At 69.6% G+C, this 25,561-nt stretch carries 25 protein-coding genes and 4 pseudogenes; 17 read left to right on the top strand and 12 right to left on the bottom strand.

What is annotated here, in order from left to right; genetic code table 11:
• Positions 1-39 precede the first annotated feature (39 nt).
• Positions 40-2,715 (top strand): annotated as a pseudogene (locus tag ACWD6R_RS00510) (Tn3 family transposase); the annotation flags it as partial.
• Positions 2,716-2,783: 68 nt separating this feature from the next.
• Here the strand turns inward: ACWD6R_RS00510 and ACWD6R_RS00505 are convergent.
• The gene (locus tag ACWD6R_RS00505; RefSeq protein WP_451816649.1) at positions 2,784-3,362 is read right to left on the bottom strand and encodes a TetR/AcrR family transcriptional regulator; all 579 of its coding nucleotides are present in this window, start codon (positions 3,360-3,362) and stop codon (positions 2,784-2,786) included.
• A gap of 90 nt (positions 3,363-3,452) precedes the next feature.
• Here ACWD6R_RS00505 and ACWD6R_RS00500 point away from each other — a divergent pair, with 90 nt between their 5' ends.
• The 8 genes and pseudogenes from ACWD6R_RS00500 to ACWD6R_RS00465 all read left to right on the top strand — a co-directional run bounded on the left by ACWD6R_RS00500 (position 3,453) and on the right by ACWD6R_RS00465 (position 7,228).
• Positions 3,453-3,899 carry an anthrone oxygenase family protein gene (locus tag ACWD6R_RS00500; protein ID WP_451816648.1) on the top strand — a complete coding sequence of 149 codons (447 nt, stop codon included), beginning with the start codon at positions 3,453-3,455 and terminating at the stop codon, positions 3,897-3,899.
• A 181-nt stretch (positions 3,900-4,080) separates the two neighbouring features.
• On the top strand, positions 4,081-4,431 hold the full coding sequence (locus ACWD6R_RS00495; protein ID WP_451816647.1) for an antibiotic biosynthesis monooxygenase family protein: 351 nt from the start codon (positions 4,081-4,083) through the stop codon (positions 4,429-4,431).
• A 131-nt stretch (positions 4,432-4,562) separates the two neighbouring features.
• Positions 4,563-4,949, top strand: a complete 387-nt coding sequence (locus ACWD6R_RS00490) for a VOC family protein (RefSeq protein WP_451816646.1) — start codon at positions 4,563-4,565, stop codon at positions 4,947-4,949.
• Positions 4,950-5,013: 64 nt separating this feature from the next.
• Positions 5,014-5,307 (top strand): annotated as a pseudogene (locus ACWD6R_RS00485) (transposase); the annotation flags it as partial.
• Positions 5,307-5,519 (top strand): annotated as a pseudogene (locus ACWD6R_RS00480) (anthrone oxygenase family protein); the annotation flags it as partial. The pseudogenes ACWD6R_RS00485 and ACWD6R_RS00480, both read left to right, overlap by 1 nt.
• Before the next feature lie 325 nt (positions 5,520-5,844).
• Positions 5,845-6,270 carry a DUF4267 domain-containing protein gene (locus ACWD6R_RS00475; RefSeq protein ID WP_451816645.1) on the top strand — a complete coding sequence of 142 codons (426 nt, stop codon included), beginning with the start codon at positions 5,845-5,847 and terminating at the stop codon, positions 6,268-6,270.
• A 14-nt stretch (positions 6,271-6,284) separates the two neighbouring features.
• Entirely contained in the window at positions 6,285-7,022 is a 738-nt protein-coding gene (locus tag ACWD6R_RS00470; RefSeq protein ID WP_451816644.1) for a hypothetical protein, read from the top strand.
• Positions 7,019-7,228, top strand: a complete 210-nt coding sequence (locus ACWD6R_RS00465) for a hypothetical protein (protein WP_451816643.1) — start codon at positions 7,019-7,021, stop codon at positions 7,226-7,228. Before ACWD6R_RS00470 ends, ACWD6R_RS00465 begins: the two co-directional genes overlap by 4 nt.
• A 124-nt stretch (positions 7,229-7,352) precedes the next feature.
• Here ACWD6R_RS00465 and ACWD6R_RS00460 read toward each other — a convergent pair whose 3' ends face one another.
• Positions 7,353-7,811: a hypothetical protein gene (locus ACWD6R_RS00460; protein ID WP_451816642.1), complete on the bottom strand. Its 459-nt coding sequence runs from the start codon at positions 7,809-7,811 to the stop codon at positions 7,353-7,355.
• A 382-nt stretch (positions 7,812-8,193) separates the two neighbouring features.
• On the opposite strand from ACWD6R_RS00460, the gene ACWD6R_RS00455 reads away from it, so the two are divergent.
• Positions 8,194-9,519, top strand: coding sequence for an MFS transporter (locus tag ACWD6R_RS00455; protein ID WP_451816641.1), 1,326 nt, complete (start codon positions 8,194-8,196; stop codon positions 9,517-9,519).
• A 51-nt stretch (positions 9,520-9,570) separates the two neighbouring features.
• Here ACWD6R_RS00455 and ACWD6R_RS00450 read toward each other — a convergent pair whose 3' ends face one another.
• Both ACWD6R_RS00450 and ACWD6R_RS00445 read right to left on the bottom strand, forming a co-directional pair.
• Entirely contained in the window at positions 9,571-10,302 is a 732-nt protein-coding gene (locus ACWD6R_RS00450; protein WP_451816640.1) for a DUF6585 family protein, read from the bottom strand.
• Positions 10,299-11,396: a M20 family metallopeptidase gene (locus ACWD6R_RS00445; RefSeq protein ID WP_451816821.1), complete on the bottom strand. Its 1,098-nt coding sequence runs from the start codon at positions 11,394-11,396 to the stop codon at positions 10,299-10,301. The genes ACWD6R_RS00450 and ACWD6R_RS00445 overlap by 4 nt, the downstream gene beginning before the upstream one ends.
• 226 nt (positions 11,397-11,622) lie before the next feature.
• Between ACWD6R_RS00445 and ACWD6R_RS00440 the strand changes: the two genes are divergently transcribed.
• Positions 11,623-12,507 carry a LysR family transcriptional regulator gene (locus tag ACWD6R_RS00440; protein ID WP_451816820.1) on the top strand — a complete coding sequence of 295 codons (885 nt, stop codon included), beginning with the start codon at positions 11,623-11,625 and terminating at the stop codon, positions 12,505-12,507.
• Positions 12,508-12,582: 75 nt separating this feature from the next.
• Here ACWD6R_RS00440 and ACWD6R_RS00435 read toward each other — a convergent pair whose 3' ends face one another.
• From ACWD6R_RS00435 to ACWD6R_RS00425, 3 genes are all read right to left on the bottom strand, one after another.
• Positions 12,583-13,200 carry a flavin reductase family protein gene (locus ACWD6R_RS00435; protein ID WP_451816819.1) on the bottom strand — a complete coding sequence of 206 codons (618 nt, stop codon included), beginning with the start codon at positions 13,198-13,200 and terminating at the stop codon, positions 12,583-12,585.
• Between the two features lie 146 nt (positions 13,201-13,346).
• Positions 13,347-13,556, bottom strand: coding sequence for a DUF397 domain-containing protein (locus ACWD6R_RS00430; RefSeq protein ID WP_451816639.1), 210 nt, complete (start codon positions 13,554-13,556; stop codon positions 13,347-13,349).
• A complete protein-coding gene (locus ACWD6R_RS00425) occupies positions 13,553-14,431 on the bottom strand; it encodes a helix-turn-helix domain-containing protein (protein ID WP_451816638.1) in 879 nt (292 codons plus the stop codon). Before ACWD6R_RS00425 ends, ACWD6R_RS00430 begins: the two co-directional genes overlap by 4 nt.
• Before the next feature lie 146 nt (positions 14,432-14,577).
• Here ACWD6R_RS00425 and ACWD6R_RS00420 point away from each other — a divergent pair, with 146 nt between their 5' ends.
• From ACWD6R_RS00420 to ACWD6R_RS00410, 3 genes are all read left to right on the top strand, one after another.
• On the top strand, positions 14,578-15,018 hold the full coding sequence (locus ACWD6R_RS00420) for an ATP-binding protein (protein ID WP_451816637.1): 441 nt from the start codon (positions 14,578-14,580) through the stop codon (positions 15,016-15,018).
• A gap of 276 nt (positions 15,019-15,294) precedes the next feature.
• Positions 15,295-16,266 (top strand): helix-turn-helix domain-containing protein, encoded by a 972-nt coding sequence (locus ACWD6R_RS00415; protein ID WP_451816818.1) that lies wholly within the window; start codon positions 15,295-15,297, stop codon positions 16,264-16,266.
• 9 nt (positions 16,267-16,275) lie between these two features.
• Positions 16,276-17,160, top strand: a complete 885-nt coding sequence (locus ACWD6R_RS00410; RefSeq protein ID WP_451816636.1) for a hypothetical protein — start codon at positions 16,276-16,278, stop codon at positions 17,158-17,160.
• 81 nt (positions 17,161-17,241) lie between these two features.
• Here ACWD6R_RS00410 and ACWD6R_RS00405 read toward each other — a convergent pair.
• From ACWD6R_RS00405 to ACWD6R_RS00395, 3 genes and pseudogenes are all read right to left on the bottom strand, one after another.
• Positions 17,242-17,613, bottom strand: a pseudogene (locus ACWD6R_RS00405) (enoyl-CoA hydratase/isomerase family protein); the annotation flags it as partial.
• A complete protein-coding gene (locus ACWD6R_RS00400) occupies positions 17,610-18,302 on the bottom strand; it encodes an anti-sigma factor family protein (protein WP_451816635.1) in 693 nt (230 codons plus the stop codon). The gene ACWD6R_RS00400 and the pseudogene ACWD6R_RS00405, both read right to left, overlap by 4 nt.
• Positions 18,299-18,787 carry a sigma-70 family RNA polymerase sigma factor gene (locus ACWD6R_RS00395; protein ID WP_451816634.1) on the bottom strand — a complete coding sequence of 163 codons (489 nt, stop codon included), beginning with the start codon at positions 18,785-18,787 and terminating at the stop codon, positions 18,299-18,301. The genes ACWD6R_RS00400 and ACWD6R_RS00395 overlap by 4 nt, the downstream gene beginning before the upstream one ends.
• On the opposite strand from ACWD6R_RS00395, the gene ACWD6R_RS00390 reads away from it, so the two are divergent.
• The 3 genes from ACWD6R_RS00390 (at position 18,771) to ACWD6R_RS00380 (ending at position 21,755) form a co-directional block, all read left to right on the top strand.
• Positions 18,771-18,998, top strand: coding sequence for a hypothetical protein (locus ACWD6R_RS00390; RefSeq protein WP_451816633.1), 228 nt, complete (start codon positions 18,771-18,773; stop codon positions 18,996-18,998). The genes ACWD6R_RS00395 and ACWD6R_RS00390 overlap by 17 nt on opposite strands.
• Positions 18,999-19,323: 325 nt before the next feature.
• Positions 19,324-20,019: a hypothetical protein gene (locus tag ACWD6R_RS00385; protein ID WP_451816632.1), complete on the top strand. Its 696-nt coding sequence runs from the start codon at positions 19,324-19,326 to the stop codon at positions 20,017-20,019.
• Positions 20,020-20,498: 479 nt separating this feature from the next.
• A complete protein-coding gene (locus tag ACWD6R_RS00380; RefSeq protein WP_451816631.1) occupies positions 20,499-21,755 on the top strand; it encodes a vanadium-dependent haloperoxidase in 1,257 nt (418 codons plus the stop codon).
• A gap of 383 nt (positions 21,756-22,138) precedes the next feature.
• Here ACWD6R_RS00380 and ACWD6R_RS00375 read toward each other — a convergent pair whose 3' ends face one another.
• Positions 22,139-22,996, bottom strand: a complete 858-nt coding sequence (locus ACWD6R_RS00375) for an enoyl-CoA hydratase/isomerase family protein (RefSeq protein ID WP_451816630.1) — start codon at positions 22,994-22,996, stop codon at positions 22,139-22,141.
• 67 nt (positions 22,997-23,063) lie between these two features.
• On the bottom strand, positions 23,064-25,292 hold the full coding sequence (locus ACWD6R_RS00370; RefSeq protein WP_451816629.1) for an acetate--CoA ligase family protein: 2,229 nt from the start codon (positions 25,290-25,292) through the stop codon (positions 23,064-23,066).
• Between the last annotated feature and the right edge of the window lie 269 nt (positions 25,293-25,561).

Here is a 25,561-nt window from a genome sequence, read left to right as displayed (position 1 = left end):
GCTCGGTTGAGCTGGTCGGCGCGGGGCTACGGTCCGGCCGTGTCGGTGGAATTTCTGACTGATGAGCAGGCTGAGGCGTACGGGAAGTTCGCCGAGGAGCCGACGAGGCCTGAGCTGGAGAGGTTCTTCTACCTCGATGACGTCGACCGTGCGCTGATCGGCAAGCGGCGCGGGGATCAGAACCGGCTCGGGTTCGCGCTCCAGATGTGCACGGTGCGCTACGTCGGGCCGTTCCTGGAGGACCCGCTCGCGGTGCCGTGGCCGGTCATCGAGCACCTCGGCCAGGAGCTGGGCATCGAGGACGTCTCGTGTATCAAGCAGTACACCGAGCAGCTGAAGACGGCGTACGAGCACGCGTGGGAGATCCGCGACGCCTACGGCTACCACCAGTACGAAGACCCGGAGTGGGGCCGGTTGTTCCGTACGTTCCTGCACGGCCGGGCGTGGACGAACGCCGAGGGGCCGGTGGCGCTGTTCAACCAGTCGGTGCACTGGCTGCGGCGGAACCGGGTGCTGCTGCCCGGGGTGAGCGTGCTGGCCCGGCAGGTCGCGGAGGTGCGCGGGATCGCCGAGCAGCGGCTGTACGCGACGGTGGCGAACGCGGCCCGCCGCGCGGACACCTCGCTGCCCGGGGACTTGGTCGCCCTGCTGGAGGTGCCGGAGGGCAAGCGGCTCTCGGAGCTGGAGCGGATGCGCCGGCCGCCGACGCGGACCACCGGCAATGCGATGAAGGGGGCCCTGGAGCGGGTCGACGAGATCGCGGCCTTCCGCCTGGGGAAGGTGAAGGTCGAGCAGATCCCGCCGAACCGGCTGGCCGCGCTGGCGAAGAACGGGCTGGGCTCGAAGGCCCCGGACCTGGCCCGCACCCCGGAGCCGAAGCGCACGGCGATGGTCACCGCGGTGGTCCGGTCGCTGGAGGCGGCAGCGATCGACGACGCCCTGGACCTGTTCGCGCTCCTGATGCAGGTCAAGCTGATCAGCTCGGCGAAGCGGGCCACGAACAACGACCGGCTGTCGACGCTGCCCCGGCTGGAGAAGGCGTCGCGGGTGATGACGGCGGTCTGGCGGGTGCTCTCCGAGGAGTTGGGCCTGGTCGAGGAGCACGGCACCGATCTGGACGTGGCCGCGCTGTGGCGGGCGGTGGAAACGGTCGCCCCGCGCGAGGAGGTCAACGCCGCCGCGGCGACGGTGGAGGAGCTGGTCCCGCCCGGGGACGACGCGGCCGAGGCGGGGGTCCGCGCGCTGCTGGCCGCCCGGTACAACACGGTCCGTCCGTTCCTGACCCTGCTCGGGGAGTCGACGGCGCTCGGGGCCGCGTCGGGAGGGCGCCGGGTGCTGGCCGCCGTGCAGAAACTGCCCGCGCTGTCGCGGCGCCGGGTGAAGGACAAGCCGCTGCTGCCGAGAGAGATCGACAGCAAGCTGGTGCCGCCGGCCTGGCGGCGGGCGGTGTTCAACAACGCGGACCTCCCGGCCGGGGCAGTGGACCGCGACGCGTACGTGGTGTGCGTGCTGGAGCAGCTCTACCGCGCGCTTCAGCGCCGGGACGTGTTCGCGTCGCCGTCGAACCGGTGGTCCGACCCGCGGGCGCGGCTGCTGGACGGCAAGGCGTGGGAGGCGGTACGCGAGGACATCCTGGCGGGGCTGAGCCTGAACGAGCCGGTCGAGGAGCATCTCAAGGGCCGGGTCAAGGCGTTGGATGCGGCCTGGCAGTTGATGGCGGAGCGGCTGGAGGAGGCCGGGCAGGAAGCGAAGCTCAGCTTCGAGGTGCAGCCCAACGGCAGGTTGAAGCTGAACGTGGACCGGCTCGGCGCACTCGGCGAGAGCGCGTCGTTGAAGTGGCTGCGCCAGACCACCGCGAAGATGCTCCCGAAGATCGACCTGCCGGACCTGCTGTTCGAGGTCGACTCCTGGACCGGGTTCTTGGACGCCTTCGTGCACTTGGGCGACGGCCGGACGCGCATGGAGGACATCAAGACCTCGCTGGTCGCGCTGCTGGTGAGCGAGGCGTGCAACATTGGCTACACGCCGGTCATCGACGCCGACGACGAGGCGCTCATGCGGGCCCGGCTGGTCCACGTCGATCAGTACTACCTGCGGGTAGACACCATCGCCACGGCGAACGCGAAGCTGATCGAGGCCCAGGCGAAGGTGCCGATCGTGAAGTTCTGGGGCGAGGGGCTGCTGGCCTCGGTCGACGGGCTGCGCTTCGTGGTACCGAAGCGGACCATCCACGCCGGGCCGTCGCCGAAGTACTACCACTTCAAGCGCGGCATCACCTGGCTGAATGCCGTGAACGACCAGGTCGCGGGCATCGGGCAGATGGTCGTGCCGGGCACCCCGCGCGACTCCCTGCACATCCTGGACGCGCTGCTGAACCTGGACGCCGGGGTGAAGCCGGAGATGGTCGCCACCGACAACGCCTTGTACTCCGACATCGTGTTCGGGCTGTTCACGATGCTGGGCTACAACTTCTCGCCGCGCTTCAAGGACCTGAGCGACCAGCGGTTCTGGCGGGCGGAGATGCCCGGAGTGGAGACCGGCGAGTACGGGCCGCTGGAGGACCTGGCTCGCAACAAGGTGAACCTGACCAAGGTCACCACGCACTGGCCGGACATGCTGCGGGTCGCCGGCTCGCTGGTGACCGGGCAGGTCCGCGCGTACGACCTGCTGCGGATGTTCGGCCGCGAGGGGCGGCCCACGCCCTTGGGGCAGGCGAAGCGTTGCCGCAGGCAGGCAGCGGCGGGGCCCGAGGGCCCCGGCTGCGTGCCCGCCGGGATGGTGTGTCAGACCATGGCGAGCCGGTCCACCAGCAGCTCCACCCTCGGCTCGGTGTCGCCGGGCGGCAGCCGTCCCGCCCGGGTCAGGGTCGCCAGGCCGTGCAAGGACGCCCAGAACACCTCGGTGAACAGCCCCGGGTGGACGCCGTCCCCGGCGACCTCGCCCAGGCTCTCCAGCAGCGCGGCGAAGGCGTCCTTGAGAGGTTCCGGGGTGTCCTCGTCCGCGAAGGCCAGGCCGCCGTCGAGCTGGAACATGGCGTCGTAGACCGCCGGGTTGCGTGCGGCGAAGTCGAGGTAGGCGCGGGCGAGGGCGGCGACCCGCTCGCGCGGGCTGTTCGCGCTGGAGGCCCCGGCCCGCACCGCCACGGCCATCTCGGCGGCGCCTTCGAGGGCGACGGCGCCGATGATCTCGCGTTTGCCGCGGAAGTGGTTGTAGAGGACAGGCTGGCTGTATTCGATGCGCTCGGCGAGCCGGCGGGTGGTGACCGCGTCCCAGCCCTGCTGCTCGGCGAGTTCGCGGGCTGTCGCCACGATGAGGCGTTCGCGCTCCGCCCGTTCGCGCTGCTTGCGTTCCTGTACCGACATGATTCGATCCTAGCATCGCTAGACAAGAGAGCGGCAGCAGTACTAGCGTTGCCTCATCAGCTAGCAACACTAGATGCCAAGAGGGTCATCATGCTCAACGCACTCGAGGTCGTCACCACCGTGGTCGTCGGCGTGATGGTGGGGGTGGAGTTCTCCGTCGCCTTCGTCATCAACCCGATCCTCAACGCACTCCCCGGTGACAGCGGCCAACTCGGCCACGCCCACGGGGGCCGGATGCTCGGCGCCGTGATGCCGGTCTGGTACCTCACCTCGCTCGTCCTCGTCGCGGTCTGGGCCATCGCCGGATGGCACCACCACGGCACCGGCCTCGTCGTCACCGCCGGCGCGCTGCTGATCCTCAGCGTGATCATGTCGATCCTGCTGCTCGTCCCGATCAACAACCGGAGCAAGACGTGGACCCCCGAGAACCGGCCCGCCGACTGGAAGGAGCAGATGAACCGCTGGGACCGCTTCCACTACGTCCGCGTCGCCGTCATCATCGCCGCCTTCGCCCTGCTGGTCGCCGCCCTCACCTGAGCCCGCGGGCTCACCCGCCCGGTCGTCAGCCGCAACCGCTCGGCCGTGCGCCCGAAGTGCGGCACCGCCACCTCCATCTACATCCAGGACCCGGACACCAACACCCTCGAACTCCGCTGGTATCCCCAGGACGCGGGCCCCAGCGACACCCACTGACCGATAGAGAGAGGAAGTACCGAAAATGGCCAAGCTGCAGAGTCTCGACCCGCACACGCCGATGTTCGCGCAGTTCAAGGAGAAGACCGGGCCCATCGTCCTGGCCAACACCTTCTTCGTCCCGAAGGAGAGGACTGAATCGTTCCTGGCCCTCTTTCGGAGGCAGGCCGAGTTCATGAAGGCTCAGCCGGGATTCGTCTCCCTGCAGATGCACAAGGGAACGGCGGACAGTCAGCTTCTGATGAACGTCGCGGTCTGGGAGTCGACCGAGGCGCTCGCCACGGCATTCGGCAGCCCGGAGTTCCAGCGCATGGCGGCCGAGTTCCCCGACGACATCGTGTCGTACCCGCACATCTTCGAGCAGATCGACGTATGACACGGCAGTTGTAGCCGGAGGAGGGCAGCCGGAGAAGCCCTGCCTTCCCCCGGGCAGTCACGCATCCATGCACCATGCCGGGTCGCCGAGGCCGCCACCACGCGTAGCCCCGTCCCTGAAAAGGAGTCACTATGACCGTGGAACTGAATCACACCATCGTCCCCGCCCGTGACCCGCAAGCCTCGGCGCAGTTCCTGGCCGAAATCCTCGGCCTGAGTGTAGATCCGCCGGTGGCGCACTTCACGCCGGTCACGCTGGCCAACCAGGTCAGCCTGGACTACGACCAGCTGGACGACTTTGAGCCACACCACTACGCGTTCATGGTCAGCGAGCAGGAGTTCGATGCCGCCCTCGCCCGCATCCAGCACGGTGGAATCACCCACTACGGCGATCCCGCATGCCAAGAGATTGGGCAGATTTATCACAGTAAGCACACCAAAGGCCGCAGGGGCACTTACTTCCACGACCCCGACGGACATCTCATGGAGATCCTCACCCCGGGCAGCGCCGGGTCGTGAGGCCGATGGCGGCCCAGCGGATCATGGCTTCGCTGGTGGCGGGATCGCGTTCGTAGTCGCGACCGACGTGGTGCTGTGCGCGGACGGTCCGGTGACGTCACCGGTCGCCCTGACGCTGCTGCCCGAACACCGACGGGGGCACGGCGGGCCGTACAGCAATCTCAACCGGGGCTGCATCGACGTCGACCGGCTGCGTGTGCTGCTGGCCGGGCTGCCACTGCCGCGCTCTCCGGACGGCCGGCTGGTCCTGGCCGTCGACGTGTCACCGTGGCTGCGCTCGGACGCGCCGTGCTCGGCAGAGCGGCTCTTCTGTCACGTCCACGGGCGTAACGGGCGCTCCAGCGACCAGTTCATCCCGGCCTCGTCGTCACCGCCGGCGCGCTGCTGATCCTCAGCGTGATCATGTCGATCCTGCTGCTCGTCCCGATCAACAACCGGAGCAAGACGTCGACCCCTGACAACCGGCCCGCCGACTGGAAGCAGCAGATGAACCGCTGGGACCGCCTCCACTACGTCCGCGTCGTTGTCATCATCGCCGCCTTCGCCCAGCTGGTCGCCCCCCTCGCCTGATACCAAAGCCGCCCCGACATGCCCTGGTTCGCCCCTGTATGTCGACGGCTTTCGCCCCGTCGGGATGAGCCCGACAGGGCTTCGGATTACTGACCCCGCGGGCCGACGCCGCGCCGGTGGCGCACAATCCCCACTCCCCGGGCGGCAGCTGGCCACCGAAATCCCGACATTCGGGAATGCAACTGCCGCTCAGATCCCACAACTGCGATCCCGACAAACTACGCCCCTCGATCAGCCGCGTCCGCGCGGCCTGATCAGGCCCCACACGACTCAGCAAGCTCCACGAAGCTCACCAAGCTGACGAAGACTCGCAAGGAGAAGAACAATGTCGCTGAAGAAGATCAACACCGTCCTGGCCGCCGCCTTCATCCTCTTCATCCTCTGGTTCGGGGTGGAGTTCATCCTGAGCCCGGAGACGACGGCGCCGGGCTTCGGCCTGCCGAGCTGGCCGTCCGGCGACGGCGACGGCTTCCTGATCATCAAGGGAATCCGCGACGTCGTCTTGGCCCTGGTCCTGGGCATCCTGCTGGTGACGGGCCACCGCCGGGCGCTGGGCTGGGTGCTGCTGGTGGAGGCCCTCGCCGCGTACGGCGACATGGCCACCGTGCTGGCCCACCACGGCTCCGTGGCCACCGCGCTCGGCGTCCACGGCCTGACCGCGACACTGATGGTGGTCAACGGCCTGCTGATAATGCGCGAGACCCGCAAGGTCGCGGCCGCTCCGGCAACGCCCGCCCCGCAGCCCGCCTAACGCCACCTTGGCGCGTGTCGGTATTCGCCTGTCAGCGCCCGCCGGGAAAGGCGAGGCGCACGATCTTCTTCTATCAGCGCTGGCTGACCGAACGGCTCGCCACCATCGAGGACCCCGAACACCACCTGCTTCTCCGGCACTTCGCCACCTGGCACCAGATGCGCCGACTGCGGGCCACGGCGGAGAAGGGGCCGCTGGGACGCTCCCAGACGCACCAGGCCAAGCAGGAGACCACCCAGGCCGGCGCCTTCCTTGGCTGGCTCGCCGACCGCGGCCGCACCATCGAGCATTGTCGGCAGGCCGACCTCGACGCCTGGCACACCGAGAAGCTGGCCACCCGGCGCCCAGCCCAGACGTTCCTCCGCTGGTGCATGAAAACGGGCCGGATGCCCAGCCCCACCCTTCCGCCCCAGGTCATCACCCAGGACCAGGCGCCGCTGCACCAACACCGCCGCCTCGCCATGCTCCGGCGGGTCCTCAACGACGACTCCTTGCCTCTGCGGAGCCGCATCGTTGCCGCGCTCGTCCTCCTCTATGCCCAGCCCGTGAGCCGCATCGTTCGCCTAACCATCGACGATGTCACCGACGACGGCACCACTATCGCCGTCTGCCTCGGAGATCCACCGTCTCCCCTCCCGGAGCCCGTCGCCGAGCTGATGCGGGCCTACCTCCGTTCCCGCCAGCACCTGCCTACGCCAGCAGCAGAAGTGCCCGATGGCTCTTCCCCGGCCGCCAGCCCGGGCAGCCGATGAACCCGGTCAGCCTCCAGGTCCACCTGCGCGAGATCGGCGTCCCTCCGCAGCGCGGCAGGACCTCCGCGATCCGCCAGCTCGTCCTCCAAGCCCCGGCCCCCGTCATCGCGAAGGCGCTCGGCTACCACGACAAAACCACCACGCGGCTGGTCACCGAAGCCGGCGGAACCTGGAGCCGATACGCCCCAGGCGGCCACAAGCGGTGACCGCCAGGAGCCGTTCGGCCGAACACTCAGGCGCCCGAAGCCCGGAAGAGATCAGCGGGAATGATCTCTGCCTCGTCGAAAAGCTGCTCCAACGCCTCGTGGCCGTGACCCCGCCAGGTTCTTCTCACGGCCGGCGGGGCGGCAGAGCCGCTCGGCCCCGCCAGTAGTCCGCATCACGAGGATCTGCCAACCATCTGGTCAGACGCTCAGCACCTGCTTCGACTGCTTGGGGAAGCGAGGTCTTCTCACCGACAACAAGCCTGAGGGCATCAACATCATGGGTGGCGTGATCGGTCTCGCACCAGCAGGCCACGTTCACGGCCGCGTCGACCGCGAGTTGGCCCCGATCCGTCCACACCACCTGAAGCAGGAACTCCAGCTGATCGCCCCCGCCTGCATGCTCGATGACATCCAGGCCGAGGATGATGGGCGTCCACGGCTGCGGGCCCGGGAAGACCACGTGATCCAGTGCCCACTTCCACTCCGCCCTGTCTCCGTCGACACGAGCCGCATCAACCGCGCGGACCGCCTGTTTCAGAGAGTCCACGTCAGCAGCCGAGAGGCGGGGGAAGAGCGTGGTCAAAGGGACGTCGTCGAAGACACCTCGGCTCATAGTCATGAGCCGATGATCCGTTCTCTCTGACTTGGCAGACAACCACCCCCTGCCCCTGAGGCCTTCTTCCCCACCCGGCCGCCACCTTGACGACCACCAAGGTGAACACGTTCATCCGTACCTGCCTGAGCACTTCAACGAGTACGCCGACACTCAGACCGCAATCGACCGCCCCAGACCGCTCACACAGCGTCATGGAATTGCGGGCCTCAGCCGCGAATACGCGACACCTCAACATGCGAGCCCACCAGTCCCGGGGCCGTCGTACGCCTTCCCCCATGGCCCGATCCCTGCGAACCATGTCCCTCGGGCCACTCGTGGAGACCCCCCGCCGGACCGGATGCTGTGTGACGTGACCCAGACAACCGATAGCGCCGCCGCCCGGGACGACGAACGCCCCGTCGACCGCATGCCGTCCCCCGGCCCCTCCCGCCTGCGCATCCACCGGGCCTGGATCATCGCGGCCGTCACCTTCGTGACGATCATCGGCGGGGCGGCGTTCAACTCCCTTCCCGGCCTTCTCATCGACCCGCTGAACACCGAGTTCCACTGGTCGCGCGGGGAGATCGGGCTGGCCGTCTCGATCGACATGGCCCTGTACGGGCTGACCGCGCCGTTCGCCGCCGCGCTGATGGACCGCTTCGGCATCCGGCGGGTCGTGGTGGTGGCCCTGTCCGCGGTCGCCGGCGGGGCGCTGGCCAGCATCTGGATGACGGCCTCCTGGCAGTTGATGATCTACTGGGGCGTCCTCGTCGGCCTCGGCTCGGGCTCGATGGCGATGTCCTTCTCGGCGACGGTCACCAACCGCTGGTTCGTCGCCAGACGCGGACTGGTCACCGGCATCCTCACCGCGGCCGGCGCCTCCGGACAGCTGGTCTTCCTGCCGCTCTGCGCCTGGATCGTCGACAAGCACGGCTGGCGCCCGGCGTCGGTCACCGTGGCCCTGTCCGCACTCGCCGTCGTACCGTTCGTCTGGCTGCTGATGCGCGACCACCCGGCCGATGCGGGCCTGGCCCCCTACGGCGGCGAGTACGTCGAGAAGCCGGCGCCCGCCCGGGGCGCGGCGGCCCGTACCGTACGCGTGCTGGTCGACGCCGCCCGCACCGGACCGTTCTGGCTGCTCGCGGGCACCTTCGCGATCTGCGGCGCCTCGACCAACGGCCTGATCCGTACGCACTTCGTGCCGTCGGCCCACGACCACGGCATGGAAATCACCGCGGCCGCCTCGCTGCTCGCCGTCATAGGCGTCTTCGACATCGTCGGCACGATCTTCTCCGGCTGGCTCACCGACCGCTTCGACGCCCGTCGGCTCCTCGCCGTCTACTACGCCCTGCGCGGTATCTCGCTGCTCTTCCTGCCGATCCTGATGGAGCCGACGGTGGAACCGCCGATGGTCTTCTTCATCGTGTTCTACGGCCTCGACTGGGTGGCCACGGTCCCGCCGACCATCGCCCTGTGCCGTGAGCAGTACGGCGAGGACAGCGCGATCGTCTTCGGCTGGGTCCTCGCCTCGCACCAGGTGGGCGCCGCGCTCGTGGCCTTCCTGGGGGGTGTGGCGCGCGATGTGTTCGGCACGTACAACGTGGTCTGGTACTCGGCGGGGGCACTGTGCGCGACGGCTGCGCTGATGGCGCTGGTGATCCGGCGGGCCCGGGAGCCGTCCGGCGCCGCCGGCTGACGGTGCCGGACGCGGTCGGGCACCGAAGGGCGCACGGTGCCCGACAGGCTCTCAGGCGGAGAGGTTCTCGGCGACCGCCAGAAAGACGTGGAAGTTCGCGATGTCGCTGACCGCGACGCTGCACCAGCGGCCGGATTCACCGGCCCTCATGATGTGCACCCTGCCCGCCCCGACCTGGATCTCCTGGACGTCGGACCAGGGGAGGTGACCGTTCCTGGTGGTGGCCATGCCGGTGCGGGAGAGCGAGAAGTCCCCGAAGTTGACCGTCCGGCCTTCCAGGATCGATTGCAGGACCGCCGGTCCCTGGGCGCGGAGAATGGCCCCCTGCATATGAGGTCCCCAGGTTCCGGGGCCTTCGTAGAATTCCGTGATCGTTGCGCTGACGCGGCCCGGGCCGACTGCGGAGTAGACGCGGTTGGTGGGGCCGGGAACACCATTGATGATCTTCTGGGTGATGTCCTGGTAGAGCCGCACGGAGTCCCAGCGGATGGCGACCATGCCGTCGCCGGACCGCGGGTGCACGATCATTCCGTTCTCGAACAGGTGGAGGCGCTTGGCGGCCTGTTTTCTGCTGAAGTCCGGAGTCCGGCGCAGCCACCAGAAGAACAGCAGGCCAGGTATCACGAAGATCGCCAAGAGGTGGACGATGGTGAAGATGTAGAGGGCGAAGACCGGCTTGCTCAGGCGCTTTGGGGTGAATGTGCCTTCCAGCGCGCCGAGTTGATGACGGGCAGCCAGTTCGGCGGCCTCGGGCGACAGGGCGGTCGGTGCTGGTCGGGTCATCGCCGGGTCCGCGCGATCAGTCGGGCGAGGAGATGGGTCCGGGGGATCAGCTGCCCGGTCACGACATGCTCGCTGTCCGCGTGGGCGCCGCTGCCGACGCCACCCAGGCCGTCCAGCGTCGGGCAGCCGATGCCCGCGGTGTAGTTGCCGTCGGAGGCGCCACCCACGGCGACGCCTCGCAGGGGTTCCTGCCCCAGCTCCGAGGCGATCGCGGAGGCGAGGGCGAACAGCTCGGCGGAGGCCTCCGGCTCCATGGGAGGCCGCCTCCTGCCGCCGAGAACCCTCAGACGCGCCCCGTCCGTCCGGGCGGTCAGTCCTCGCATGAGCGTGTCCATCCGGTCCTGCGCCGCCGCGGTCGGCACACGTACGTCCACCGACACCTTGGCCTGAGCGGGCACCGTGTTGATGGTGCTGCCGGCGGACAGCAGGGTGGGTGTGACGGTCGGGTCGCCCAGCGGCGAACCGGTCGGGTGGTCCATCGAAGCCGCGAGTCCGGCGATGGCCAGGACCTGATGAGCGGCCTCGATCGCGGCGTTGACTCCCTTCTCCGGTTCCAGACCGGCATGCGCAGCCCGGCCGTGCACCACGACCTCGTACCGCGAGGTGCCCTTGCGGGCGGTCTTGAGGGCACCCTCCGCGTTCGCCGAGGCCTCCAGCACGAAGGCCGCCGCGCAACCGCGTGCGGATTCCTCGATCAGCTCCCGGGAGGTCGGGGAACCGACCTCCTCGTCCCCGTTGACCAGCACGCAAACGCCGTCCGGGGACGGCAGGGATGCCAGGGCGTGGAACATCTGCACGAGCCCGGCCTTCATGTCCAGGACCCCCGGGCCCCGGGCCACCCCGTCGGTCACCGACCAGGGATGCGTCTCCAGCGAGCCCATGGGCCACACCGTGTCGTGGTGTCCCACCAGCAGGACGCACGGGGTGCCGAAGACCCACCGCAGATGAGGCACCCCGTCGATCACGATCGTCTCCGGTGCCCGGCCCAGCAGCCTCGTCCCCTGGGCGCCGACGACCTCGGCGCTGCGCGCCAGCGCCGCGTGGTCGGCCGAGAAGGACTCGCAGACCACGAGCTCCTCCAGATCGGCCAGCATCGCCGGCAGCGCGGGCGCGGCTCCCGCGTTCACCGGGCCCGCCCCGGCCCGGCCTTCGGCAGTAACGACATGATTCCCCCTCGGAGTTGGTCCTTCGGTGAAAGCACGGTCGGCAGCGGTTCCCACCGGCCCTCGTCGCGCAAGCGCGACCACGTGATTGACGCTAGGGCGGGACAAGGCATTCCACCAGCGACTAGATTGCATGGGAGCCATGCTTGGGGGGAATGTGTTCGAGATCGACGCACTGCGTCTGCTGGTGACGGTGGCCGAGACCGGCTCGTTCACGAAGGCCGCGGTCCGGCTCGACTACACCCAGTCCGCGGTGTCCCGGCGCATCGCCTCGTTGGAGAAGCAGGCGGGCGGCCCGCTGTTCGAACGGCTCGCCCGGGGCGTACGGCTGAATCCCGCCGGTCACGCGCTGCACCGTCACGCTGTGGAGGTGCTCGATCGTCTGTCGAGGGCGGAGCACGAGCTGACCGTGATCCATGCCGGGCACGGTGGGACGCTGCGTGTGGGGGCGTTCGCCACCGCCAACATCTCGTTGGTGCCCGCCGCTCTGCGGGTGTTTGTGCGGTCCAGGCCGGATGTGGACGTCATAGCGGTCGAGGGCCGGAGCGGCGCCTTGATGCAGCGTCTCGCGGAGGGGGCGCTCGACCTCGCCGTGGTCAGCGACTATCCGTCCGGTCTGCCGTCGGCCGACGGTGTCGGCACTGAGGTTCTGATGGAGGACGAACTGTTCGTCGTGCTGCCCCGGGACCATCGCCTGGCCGGAGCCGGGACGATCGATCTGCGCGAACTGCGCGAGGAGGCGTGGCTCCAGGACTCGCCCACGGACCGGCCCACGATGCTCGCCGAGGTGTGCGCACGGGCCGGCTTCCAGCCGAGGAAGATCGTCCGAATCGCGGAGTGGACCGGGAAGTTCGGCTACGTGGCCGCGGGGCTGGGCGTTGCACTGGTCCCCTCACTGGCCGCCTGGGCGGTCCCGGACGAACTGGCCATCTGCCGGCTCGGCGGCCTCGCCCCGCGCCGGACCGTGCATGTCGCGCTGCCCGCCGCGCCGCTTCCGGCGGCGCTGAAACTGCGGGAGTTGCTGCACGACACCGTCGGCTGAACGGCCACTTGCGCGCCGGGCGGAGGCCCTGGTGCACGTTCACCCATTGGTTTGGGCCGGGGCCCCGGTGCACGCTCATCCGGTGAGCGGCCCGAACCGTCCGAAGGCCCCCCGGTGGAACAGCAGCGGATCACTCCCGTCCGCCGCCCCCAGCGCCTCCACCCGGCCGACGACGATCAGATGGTCGCCCCCCGTGTGGACGGCCTGGATGCGGCAGTCGATCCAGGCCGGTACGGAGTCCAGCAGCGGTGACCCTGTCGCGGGAGCCGCCTTGTACGCCACCCCCGCGAACTTGTCGGCACCGCTGACCGCGAAGCTCCGGCACAGCGCGCCCTGGTCCGCGCCCAGGATGTTGACGCAGAAGGCCCCGGCGCGGGCGATGCGGGGCCAGGTCGTCGACGTACGGGCGACCATGAACGTGACCAGCGGCGGGTCCAGGGAGAGCGAGGCGAACGACTGGCAGGCGAAGCCCGCCGGTCCTTCGGCGTCGTCCGGGTCGTGCGCGGTGACGAGGGTGACTCCGCTCGCGAAATGGCCGAGTACGCGACGGAACTCGGACGGTTCGACCGGCGGTCGCTCGTCGTCCGCGATCGCCCGCAGATCCGGGCGCGGCAGCGGATCGACCGGTGTCGGCGCTGCGGTGGTGGCGGCGGCGCCGACGGACCTGAGGTACCGGACGGCGGTGGCGGCCATGCCTGCGTGTCCCATCACGCTCCCCATTGAAACTGATGATGCGTCAGATAGGAAGGGCGGGGGAAGCGGGGTTCCGGGAGCGCAGGGGCCGTAAGCCGCGCCCCGGAGCCCGGATGAACCGGCTCGGGGGCGTGAGCGCTCGGCGATCAGCTCCTGGCGGCGTACGTGACGAAGTCGGTCCAGGCGTGGGTCGCGATGGTGAATCGGGGGCCCTGGGTGTTTTTGGAGTCGCGAACGTGGATCGTGCCGGGGGTGGCCGCGACTTCGATGCAGTCGTTGCCGTTGCTGGTATCGCTGTAGCTGCTCTTGAACCAGCTGAGTTGGTCGGATTCCTCGGCAGAGGGCATGCGGATCATGTTTCTCCCAGCACTTGCTCGATGAAGTCCAGCGACTCCCGTGAAGTGAGAGCCTCGGCCCGGATGATGCCATAGCGCAGCTCAAGTACACGGAGTTGTTTCGGAGCAGAGACGGGGCGACCGCCGTACTCGTCGTCGATGCGGCCGACTGCCGAGCCGTCGTCGAACTTGAGAACCTGGATCCTCCCACCCGTTCCGGGATGGTCCCAGCGAGTGGTCGGCATCACCTGGATCTCAACGTTCCGCATCTGCCCCACCTCCAACAGGCGTTCGAGCTGCTGACGCTGCACCATTGTGCCCCCGAATGGGCGCCGCAGTGTCACCTCTTCCAGGACAAAGCTGAGTTCCGGTGCAGGTGACCGGTCGAAGACGGACTGCCGAGCCATGCGGGCTGCAAGCATCCGCTCCAACTCGGTGACCGAGTAGGCAGGACGTCGCGTTCGCAGCAACGCGCGGGCGTGCGCCTCAGTTTGCAGGAGGCCGTGCATGGCGTGGCTCCCGTACGACAGCAGCTCCACCGCCCGCGCCTCCATCCGCGCCAGATCCCGAATCTTCTTCGGGTACCGGACCTCCGCAACGTCCTTCTTCATCGCGGTGAGAAGCCCACCCGCGCCCAGCACCTCGTCCGCCCTGTCCAGATACTCCGGGCGCGGAATCCGCTTCCCGGCCTCGACCTTGTAGACCTGGTCCTCCCCATAGCCGATCGCCACACCGAACTCGGCCGCCCGCATCCCGGCCGCCTCCCGGCGCAGCCTCAACTGCCGCCCCACCGTGGCAACGACCGCCGCGCCGGACTCGTCGTCGGGGTCGACCTCCCAGCCGGGCTCGTCCGTCTCGCCCCCGGACCGCTCCGTACCGTCCGCATCCACCCACATACGCGCCACCTCCGACGTGCCGTCACGATCGCGGCACCACCTACCCGCACGTCTGCTCAGGACAGCCCGGACAAGCGCCGGACAGTCACCGTACGCATCCGCTTGATCACTGTTCAGCGTATGCGCGCCCGGCCACGCTCAGTGACGTGAAACAAGAAATCACCGTCTCCCAACCCCCAGCCCTCAGCCGCACGTTCACCGTGTTGCTCTCGCCCACCCGCCGAGGAGCCAGGCTGGCCCGGCTGCTCACCGCCGCGTATCTGGGCAAGTGGGGGCTCCCTTCGGAGTCGGCCGCGCAGATCGTCGCCGAACTGGCGGCCAACGCCATGGTCCATGGCCGCGTGCCGGGGCGGGACTTCCGGCTCGACCTCACGGTCCACGACGGCGGCGCGCTCCTGCGGATCGAGGTGAGCGACGCCCGTGGCGAGTGCCTTCCGTCCGGTCCGACGGGCACGGCTGTCCCGGACGGCGACTGCGAATCCGGGCGCGGTCTGCTGATCGTCGAGGCACTTGCGGACCGGTGGGGTGTCAGTCCCGGGCCCTTCCCCCGTAAGGCCGTCTGGGCCGAGCTAGACCTCGTACCGTAACCGCCGCCACCGGGTCGTGGATTTCCGCGATTCGGTCCTCCGCGGCGCGGCTCCGCACGACATCAAAAACCTTGAAGAACTTGGGAAATGACCCCTCCCAACCTCACCCCGCCTCCCGTCACCCACATGGGTGAGATTGGCCAACTTGGCTGCCATTCGGGCCGGTTGGTTGGCATATGCTCGCCGCGACGAACAACCCCAGACATGCGACGGCCCCCGGCCGGGACTGGCATCCCGATCGAGGGCCTGACCAACGAGGAAGTAAGAGGCTTCCCGATGGATACCCGGCAGATTAGCGCGCCCTCGCGCGCCCCGTCCCGCGTACGCGGAGACGCCACGCCGTCCTCCGGTGTCGTACACGACAACACCCGGCACACCAGCCGTTTCACGGTCGTGGGCAACCACCTCACCCAGCACCGTGAACTCTCCCTCACCGCGATCGGGCTCGCCGCGCACATCCAGTCGCTGCCCGCCGGAGCGAGGATCGGCATCAAGGACCTCGCCGGCCGCTTCCCGGAGAGCGAGGCCCGGATCGCCGCCGCGTTACGCGAACTCGAAGCCCACGGCTACCTGCGACGCACCCGTACGCGCCTGGCCAACGGCCGGATCGTCACCCGTACCGTCTCCTGCAACTACCCTGCCGACCGGCGGCCCACAGACGCCGCACCAGGTCGCGAGTGTCCACCGCGCCCGCAGCGTACGGCCCGGCCGCCCGCGCCCATCCGGCCCTGCCGGGAGCCCGAAGCCGACGACACGCGTCCGCTCCGGTCTCCGGCCCACACCGTGCCCGCACCACGCCGCGAGAGCGCCCCATACAGCCGGTCCAGGCCCCTCCTCGTACCGCAGCCGGCCTTTCCCGCAGCGTCCCTCCTCCGGACCGCCGCCGACCTGCTCGCCGGGCTGCACCGCCAGGACCCGCGCCTGCTGCTCTCCGCGCAGGACGTGGACGTTCTGGCCCCGGGGGTTGCCACATGGCTGGAGCGCGAGGTCGGCCCCGCCGCCGTAGAACACGCCCTGACCAGCGAACTCCCACCCGAAGGGCTGCGCCGCCCCGCCGGTCTCCTCGCCCACCGGCTCACCGCCCGGCTTCCGCCACCACCCCCGTTCCGGGCCCCGGCCGATCTCCCGCCCCGGCCGCTTCCGCTGCAGAACTGCGACGGCTGCGACCGGGCGTTCCGCGCGGCGGAGCCAGGGGGGTGCCCCGACTGCCGGACCGACAACTCTCATCCGACCGCTCAACAACTCTAGGAAATCCACATGGTCAGCTCGTCCCACGAGGCGATGCACCGCATCTTCCAGGAGTATCCGGGACTTTTCTCCCGCGTCTCCGAGGTACTGGGGGTCGAAATTGGACCACCCGCCTCGGCCACCGTCATGCCTACGGACCTCACCGAGAACAGGCCCCTCGAACGCCGTGTCGACACCCTGCTGCGCATCGACATGGAGGACGACCAGTCGTACCTCCTCGCGATCGAGGCCCAGGGCAAGAAGGACCCGGAGAAACCGGCGAGCTGGATGTACTACCTGTCCTACTTACAGGCGAAGTACAAACTGCCGCCGATGCTGCTGGTCGTCTGCCAGGACCGAGCCACCGCCGAATGGGCCGCACGCCCGTTCCCCGTCGGCCACCCGCAATCGCCCGTGCTCACCCTGCAAGCCCTGGTCGCGGGCCCGCACAACATGCCGGTGATCAAGGATGTGGCCGAGGCCCGCAAGGACCTGGCACTGGCCACGCTGGCTGCGATCACACACGCGGGCGATCCGGACATCGGTGCCATACTCAAAACACTCTCGACCGCTCTGCGGGACGTACCGGAAACCATCGCCGACCCCATCGTCGAACTCACCGCACAGGGCCTGGGCAACCGTCCGGCCGCACAACAGTGGAGGAACCTGGTGGCCGTGGACCTTTCCTTTTACAAGTCACCCCTCTCGGAAGAGATCCGGGACGAGGGGCGCGCAGAAGGCCGCGCAGAAGGCATTGCGAGGAGTATCTTGCTGCTTCTCGCCCAGGTCGGCGTCGACGTGTCAGACGAGGCGAGCGAACGCATCACGGGCTGCACTGATCTCGACATGCTGAGTCGCTGGCTCCTGCGCGTCCCCACCGCCGCTTCCGTCGAGGACGTCTTTGCCGAGAGGTAGGCAGACTGCGGCCGAGACCCGCCGGTGGCCCACGCCAACCGGCGAGTCCCCGCCGCACAGCGCTGGAAGAGCCTTGTGGGGTGCCGCGACGACTGGTTTCTCGCAGTCCAGGACCGCGGCGATCAGGCGCTGCGCGCCGAACCGGATCGTACGGGCCACGTTGCCGGGTACCCGGTCGTTCGTCGACGGGGCGCCGCGCAGGTCGGCGCCCGCGCAGAAGCCGCGGCCGGTGGCGGTGAGGACGACGGCCCGGACCGCCGGGTCGGCGGAGGCCTCGGCGAGGAGCGTGATGACGCGTTCCCGCTGGTCCCAGGTGACGGCGTTCATCGCCTCGGGGCGGTTCAGCGTGATCCACGAGACGCCGTTGTCATTGGCGTGTCGCGCCTCGTCAGGGCAGGCGGGACGGGGCCCGGCAGTGGAGCGGACCGCGGGATGGTGGTCGAGGCAGGTCAGAGTGGTCGGGTCGTGGCGACCATGCGTCCCGCATGGTCCATCACGGAGATGGACCGGATGTCGGGAAGGTGCAGGGCACTCGCCCCCGTCACGGCGGCGCTGCCGTTGGGAGTGATCGCCCAGGTGGCCGCCTGCTCCTTGCGGCCGTCCACCGAGGAGACCTGGAGGATGAAGGATCCTGGCGCTCCTGCGGGCAGGTCGGCCAGGGTGACGCTCACCGCAGTGCCCCAGGGCTTGGCCGTGAGCGTGGCACGACCGGACACGGAGTACCCGGCGGCCGAGGTGAAGGCCGTAGACGGACCGGTCGACTGCCGGAACGGCAGCATCGACCCCAGTCCGAGCCCGGCAACCACGATCAGGGCCGCAGCCAGTGCCAGCCACTGCCGACGAGCCCGGCGCCTGCGTGAGACATCGACGGCGCGGACCTGCTCCAGCAGGCGGTCGAGCCCGGTCGGCGAAGCCGGGGGCGCCGCATCGGTGTCGGCCTCGTGCGTGGCCTGGGGGCGGGGCGCGGACATGCCCGGGGCGCGGCGGAGCAGTCCAGCCAGCGGGGCCGAGCGCGCGAGCTCGTCACGGCATTCCTGGCACGTGGGCAGGTGGGACTCCAGGACGCGGCGGTCGGTCTCGCTGAGACCGCCCAGCACATACGCGCCGATCAGCATGCGCACGTCATCGTGGTCGGTGCTCACCGTAGAACTCCCATTTCTTCAAAGGCTGCGCGCAGGTTGCGTACGGCGTAGTAGGCGCGGGACTTGACCGTTCCCTCCGGGATCGTGAGCCGTGACGCGGACTCGGCGGTGGTCAGCCCCTCGAAGTACAGCGCCTGGATCACGTCACGATGCTCGCTGGACAAGCGTTCCAACGCTGCGGCAATCACGTGCCCCTCCAGCGCCGCCTCCACATCATCGGCAGAAGGTACAGCCGCGAGTGCCTCGTCGTCGTAGAGCGGTTCCGGACGCCGCTGCTCAGCGCGCCAGCTGTCGGTGAGCACGTTGCGGGCGATCGTGAAGAGATAGGAGCGGATGGTGGCGTGGCGTGGCTCGATCTTGGTGATGCTGCGCCATGCCCGCAGCAGAGTCTCCTGCACGACGTCCTCCGCCTGCTCAGGACTGCGCACGTACCTGCGCACGAAGGAGAGCAGCACATCGTGGTGCTCGGTGTACAACGCAGTCATCAACTGCTCGTCCGGCGTCACGCTCGATGTCCTCGTCTCGCAGGCTGGGGTCGCTTGGACCATCGCCGGGCCCGAACTGCAGGCGGCGGACAGCCCGCGCCCCGGGGAGGCGCGGAACCAGATCCGATCCATCCGACTCACTTCCATACCTGACCGCACCGGCTGCGCCGTCTTCGAGGACGGCTGCGACATGCGGCTTCTTGTGTCCTGAGGCACTGATCGTGTGCCCTTGCCGCTACGTATACGACGAGCTGGGGGTTCGAGTTCACCCGCAGGCAGCGGACGAACTCAGGTTCTCGCCGTCCGTCGGAACGAAGGCCTGTCGGCGCTCTTTGCAGCAGGGGTGTGCACAGGAGCGCGGACACGGGTCGGGCGTCGAGACCACGGGCGCGCTGGACGGCATCCTCGTCCCCGCAGCCTTGACGGACGCCGGACGATCCGACCCTGTGCGACTTGGTCGACCTGCGGGCTGAACCGGGTGCCGCAGGTGGTCGTACACATGACCGCAAGCCTCTCAACACTCAGGAGAACAAGTCATGAGGAAGAAGAACCTCGGCTGGTCCCTCGGCGCGGGTACGGCCATGATCCTCGGCCTGGGCGTCGCGGCCTCCGGGCTGTCCAGCGCGAACGCCTCGAGCCTGGACGAGTCCGCCTCCACCGCAAGGCACCCGGTCAAGGTGGAGGTCCTCTCACCCAAGCGCGGGGACAACGCGGGTGTGGAGGGCAAGGGCTGGATCGTGGACCTGAAGCTCTCCTTCCGGGGCAAGACCCTGGCTGGGACCGGCTTCAACGGGCTCCAGCTCACCGGCCCGGCCGCGCACAACAACATCGCCCCCTTCCCCGGCACGTTCTCCACCGGCCAGGACGACAAGATCCCTGGACTGGTCGTGCTGGACTCCACCACCAACAGCACCCTCCCCGGCTTCTCCGGGCCCGGCACCAACCTGGCCAACCTGTTCAACCTCTCCGGCGTCACCAACCGCACCCCGCACAAGACCGAACTGTGGGACACCTGGATCGTCGGCGCCCCCATCGTGGGGCAGAACGTCGACACCACCCTGACCGTGGCCGTCGTCGACGACCTCAACCACGACGGCGTCTACAACGACGCACCCGGCGTCGTGAAGGACCTCAACGGCGATGGGAAGATCGGCGCCAAGGACCTGGATCTGATGGGCGTCGCCTCCAACGTCGTCACCGTTCCCTTCCATATCAACGCCGACCCCGCCTGAGAGTCCGTCGGGTGACCTTCGCCCGATCAGAGGTCACCCGACAGGCTCTGAACCCCGCCGGGTCAGGAGGGTGCCGCTGCCGGGCCTGTGAACACCTGCACGTGTGCCGCAGTGTGCGCCGGCGCTGATGAGACGGAGCGACGACGATGTCGTCTCGCCCGCCTTCGTCTGCTGCTCCGTACGCGGTCCCCTGCGGACACCCGTTATCCGGCTGCAGACATGTCTGGGCACTTCCTGGGCTTGCCGGCTCCCGGGATACATCGTTGCCGGCGCCCGTCCGGCCACGCCGAAGACTGCCCCTGCCTGCAGCGGCATCCCCGCATGGCACCGTGCTCCGCAGGTTCCCGGGCCAAGGCCCCACGGCTTCGTCCGGGAACCTGCTGCGGCCCGTGCAAGGTCCTCGGTTCTCTGCGTCCCGTCGGACATGACTGCCAGACGGACGGGCCGACACCCGGCCCCCACCATGAGGAGCTACTTCCATGAACTCCCCGAAGACCCGTGTGGCCCTGGTGGCCTCCACGGCACTGCTGGTCGCCTCCGGCGCGGCGCCGAGCGTCGCCGCCGCCCCTGCGCCTGGGCACGCTCGCGCCTCCGTGGCGCTCGCCTGGTACGACACCACGGCTGACACGATCGCGGCGGCCGGCTCATCACTCCCTCCGGTGACCAACAGCCGCACCTGGGCGGTCAGTTGGATCGCGGCGGCGCGGGCCTTGCAACATGTGCCGTCTGGGGTCGACCGCAGGGGCTACCAGGACGCGGCGCTGGCCGCCGCGGTGCACCGCGCCCTGGTCGAACTGGTGCCCACCCGTGCCCCGGAGCTGGATGCCGCCCTGCAACAGACCCTGGATCAGACCCCCGACGGCCCGGCCGAGACCTTGGGCGCCGCAGCCGGCGAACGCCAGGCGCTGGAGGTCCTGCACGACCGTGAGGGAGACGGCCTCGACGCGGCCTCGGTGAACGCCCCCTTCGCCGTGCCGCCGGCCGCGCCAGGCGTCTGGCAACCCACCCCGCCCGCGTTCGCGCCCGCCATCCAGAACGGCACCCGGTTCGCCCGGCCCTTCCTGCTGAAATGCGCTGGCCAGTTCCGACTGCCCGCGCCTCCCGCTCCGACGTCCAAGCGGTACCAGACCGACCTGAAGGAGGTTCGAGACTTCGGCGAGCTGAACAGCACCGTGCGCACCGCGCGGCAGACCGACACGGCCAACTTCTGGTTCGACTCCTCGCCGGCCCTGTGGACCAAGCCGATTCGCGTCGCGCTCGCCGCCACTTCCCACCAGCCGCTGCGCAAGCAGGCCGAACTCGTCGCCCTGGCCAACGCCACGCTGGTGGACACCCAGATCGCCACCTCCGACAGCAAGTACACCTACCCGCTGTGGCGCCCCGTCACCGCGATCCGGACAGGCGTCGGCGAGATCCCTGCCGACCCGTCATGGAACCCGCTGCACACCACCCCGGCGCACCCGGACTACCCCAGCGGCCACAACACCTACGCAGGCGCGGCGGAAACCGTTCTCACCGCCCTCGCAGGACCGCGCACGGCCCCGTTCACCCTGACCAGCGGCACCGCGCCAGGCGTCGTCCGTACCTACACCGCATGGCACCAGCTCACGCTGGAGAACATGGACGCGCGGGTCTGGCTGGGCATTCACACCCGACTCGCGGATGAGGCCGGGGTCACACTGGGTACCGATGTCGCCAGGTACGGCCTGAACCACGCACAGGCGCTCTTCCAGTAGCACTGAATCGGCCAGGCGAACACCGCCTCGACCGTGCGCAAGCCCCTGCTCCGCTGCCAGTCGCTCGTGGACCCCGCCCGGCCAGAGGCTGGGCGGGGTCCACCGTGAACCGCTCCTGACCGGCCGACCCGGTGCTCCCCCTGCACCAGGGCGGCCACCCGATCAGCCAACCATCACGACCCTCAAACACCTGGTGAGCGCGGTTGTGACGGTGTCGTCGGGGTCTCTCTCCTTCGATCGGGTGGAGGCGGCGGCTGAAGTTTCCCCGCGGGCTGCGGCCGGGGCCCGCCGGCGACCACGCCAACCGGTGAGTCCCGGCGGCACAGACGGGAGCAGTTTCTCCGTGGTGGTGGTGGATGCAGGCGTGAGCGCCCCCGGATTCCTCACAACCCTCGGTACTTCGGTGTACGCCGTTCCACGAAGCTTGCCACGCCCTCGTTGGCGTCCTGCGTTGTCATATTGATCTCCTGGGCCATCGCCTCGGCCGCGAAGGCCGTCGCCCGGTCGGAGTCGAGGGAGGCGTTCACCAGCTGCTTGGTGAGGGCGATCGCGCGGGTCGGGCCGTCGGCCAGGCGCTGGGCCCACGCGCGGGCCTCCGTTTCCAGTTCCTCGTCCGGGACCACCCGGTTGACCAGACCCAGGCGTTCCGCGTCCGCCGCCGGGAGCGAGTCGCCGAAGAACATCAGCTCCTTGGCGCGCTGCGGCCCGATCAGGCGCGGCAGCAGATACGCGCCGCCGCCGTCGGGCACGAGGCCGCGGCGTACGAAGACTTCGATGAACTTCGCCGACTCGGCAGCCAGCACCAGATCGCAGGCGAACGCGAGATGGGCACCGATACCGGCCGCCGTGCCGTTGACGGCCGCGATCAACGGCTTCTCGCAGTCCAGGACCGCGGCGATCAGGCGCTGAGCGCCGAGCCGGATCGTACGGGCCACATCCCCCGGCACCCGGTCGCCGGTCGACGGCGCGCCTCGCAGGTCGGCGCCCGCGCAGAAGCCGCGGCCGGTGGCGGTGAGGACGACGGCCCGGACCGCCGGGTCGGCGGAGGCCTCGGCGAGCAGCGCGATGACGCGTTCCCGCTGGTCCCAGGTGACGGCGTTCATCGCCTCGGGGCGGTTCAGCGTGATCCACGAGACGCCGTTGTCAGTGGCGTGGAGTATCAATGAATCGAGCGGGTCGGCCGGTGCGGCGGACCCGGTGTGTCCGGTGTGCTCGGCGGTGTCTTCGGGGGAGGACGGCATGAGGCAGCTCCTGGGTAGGTGGTGTGACCGGTGGCGCGTCGGACGCCGTGGCCGGCGGTGTGACCGGTCAGCGGCAGACGGCCAGCGCGTCCAGCGCCACCGCTCCCTGTCCCCGCCCCAGCACCATCAGCGGGTTGATGTCCAGCTCGGAGATGTCGTCGCCCAGTTCCAGCGCCATCCGCTGGACCCGCAGCACGACCTCGACGAGCGCGTCGACGTCCACCGGCGGTCCGCCGCGTACGCCTTCCAGCAGGGCCCGGCCGCGCAGTTCGCCGAGCATCGACCGCGCCTGGTCCTCGCCGAACGGCGGCACCCGCACCGCGGCGTCGTGCAGCACCTCCACGAGCACGCCGCCGAGCCCGACCGTGACCGTCGGTCCGAACAGGGCGTCGTGCGTGACGCCGACCATCATTTCGACGCCCCGCTCGACCATCTGGCAGACCAGGATGCCGTCGAGCTCGACGCCCTCGTACCGCGCGATGTCGGTCAGTTCGCGGTACGCGTCGCGGACCTGGCTCGCGGAGGTGAGCCCGACCTTGACCAGGCCCAGCTCCGTCTTGTGGGCGAGCCGCGCGCCGGACGCCTTCATCACGACCGGGTAGCCGACCAGGCCCGCGGCTCGGACGGACGCCGCGGCGCTCGTCACCAACTGCTCCCGCGGCACGCGGATTCCGTACGCCCGCAGCAGCTGCTTTGCCGCGTGCTCGCTCAGCTGGTGGCCCGGGCGCATCAGGGCCTGCGCCTTGCGGAACGAGGGCGACGGGGTGCGCGGCGCCTCGTCGAAGGGCGAGCGGTACGAGGCGGCGAACCGGTGGTGGTCCAGATAGGCCTTCACGGCGGTGATGCAGTTGCCGAAGGTGCGGAAGGTGGCGACGCGCGACGAGCCGAGCAGCGTCGTGCGGTACGCGTCCTCCGTGCCGACCGGCGAGCCCCACACCACACACACCAGCTTGTCCGTGGTCTCCGCCGCGTCCACCAGGTCCTGCGCGAGCCGGTCGCTCATCGGGGGGAACGGGCCGGTGATCGGACAGATCAGCACCCCCACGTCCGGGTCGGCGAGGATCGCGTCGATGATCTTCCGGCCGCGCCAGTCGCCGACCGGGTGCCCGCCGTTGTCGACGGGGTTCGCCACGTTCAGATAGCCGGGAATCCATGCGTGCAGTTCGCGCTGCTTCTCCTCGGACAGGGTGGGGAGCTTCAGCCCCGCCCCGGTCGCCAGGTCCGAGAAGTGCGCGCCCGTGCCGCCCGAGATCGAATACACGACGACCCCGTCGGCCTGCGGCTTCCGCGCCCGGGCCAGCAGGGCCGCGGTGTCCTGGAGTTCGTCGAGCCCGTCCACCCGGATCACGCCGAACTGCCGCATCGCCGCGTCCACCACCTGGTCGGCGCCGGTCAGCTTGCCGGTGTGTGACGCGGCCATCCTGGCCCCCGTCTCCGTACGCCCCACCTTGACCGCCACGACCGGCACCCCGGCCCGCGCCGCCCGGTCGGCGGCGAGCAGAAAGGAGCGGCCGTCCTTGAGGCCCTCGACATAGGCGGCGATGGCCCCGACCTCGGGGCGCTCGGCGAAGTACGAGATGAAGTCGGCGGTCTCCAGATCCGCCTCGTTGCCCGTGGGCGCCCAGTGCGACAGCCGTACGCCCAGCTCCTGGAGGGTGTACACGGGACGGCCCTGGTGACCGGACTGGGTGATCAGGGCGATCGCCGGCCCGTCGAGGTCGTCCCGGAACGCCTCGAACGCGTTGAGGTTGGTGTTCGGCCCGAGCAGCCGCAGCCCCGACCGCTCCACCGCGGCCGCCAGCCGCGCCTGGGCGGCGGCGCCCTCCTCGCCGGTCTCGGCGAACCCGGAGGCGAAGGCGACCGCGAACTTCACCTTGGCCTGCCCGAGTTCCTCGATCAACGGAAGCGGGTCGCCGACCAGCAGCACCGCCAGATCGACCTGCTCCGGCAGGTCCGCGACGGAACGGGAGCAGGGCCGGCCGAACACGGACTCCCGCGTGGGATGGACCGGATGCAGCCGCGCCCCGACCCGCTCGGCCCAGACGACGAGCTGCCGGGTGATGCCGGTATTGGGCCGACCCTCGGCGTCGGACGCCCCGATGACGGCCACGGACTCGGGCCGGAAGAACCGGTCCAGATCCGGCACGGGAGCGTGCAGCGGGCGTCCGCTGACATCGAGATCGCCTTCCGCGGCGGCGACCGCCATGCTGTGGACGGCGGAGTGCGGCTCTTCGCCGCAGGCCACCACCCGGGCGCGGAAGTGTGTGGTGAGGGTGCCGTGAGTCGATCCAAGCATCGTTCCGCCCACTCCTGCCAGAAGTCCGTCGGGGTGCCTGTACCCGGCCAGCCATAAGCTGACACACTGTCAGGTTACTGAACTGACGCTCCGTCAGGAATGGGTGTGCAGGCAAAGGCTGGACGGGCCCGCCGGGCCGGCGATCCCCGGCTCCGGCCCGAAAACCCTCCCCATTTGCCGCAGTCATGACATACGCTGCGCGTGCGGCCGCGCCCTTCACATCGTCTTCACTTCTTCACCTGACGATGTGCGGGTGTCGCGCGGCCCGA

Source organism: Streptomyces sp. NPDC005151 (genome assembly GCF_053599875.1).
Note: the sequence above shows the minus strand (reverse complement) of the source record. Positions and strands in the feature narration are given on the sequence as shown.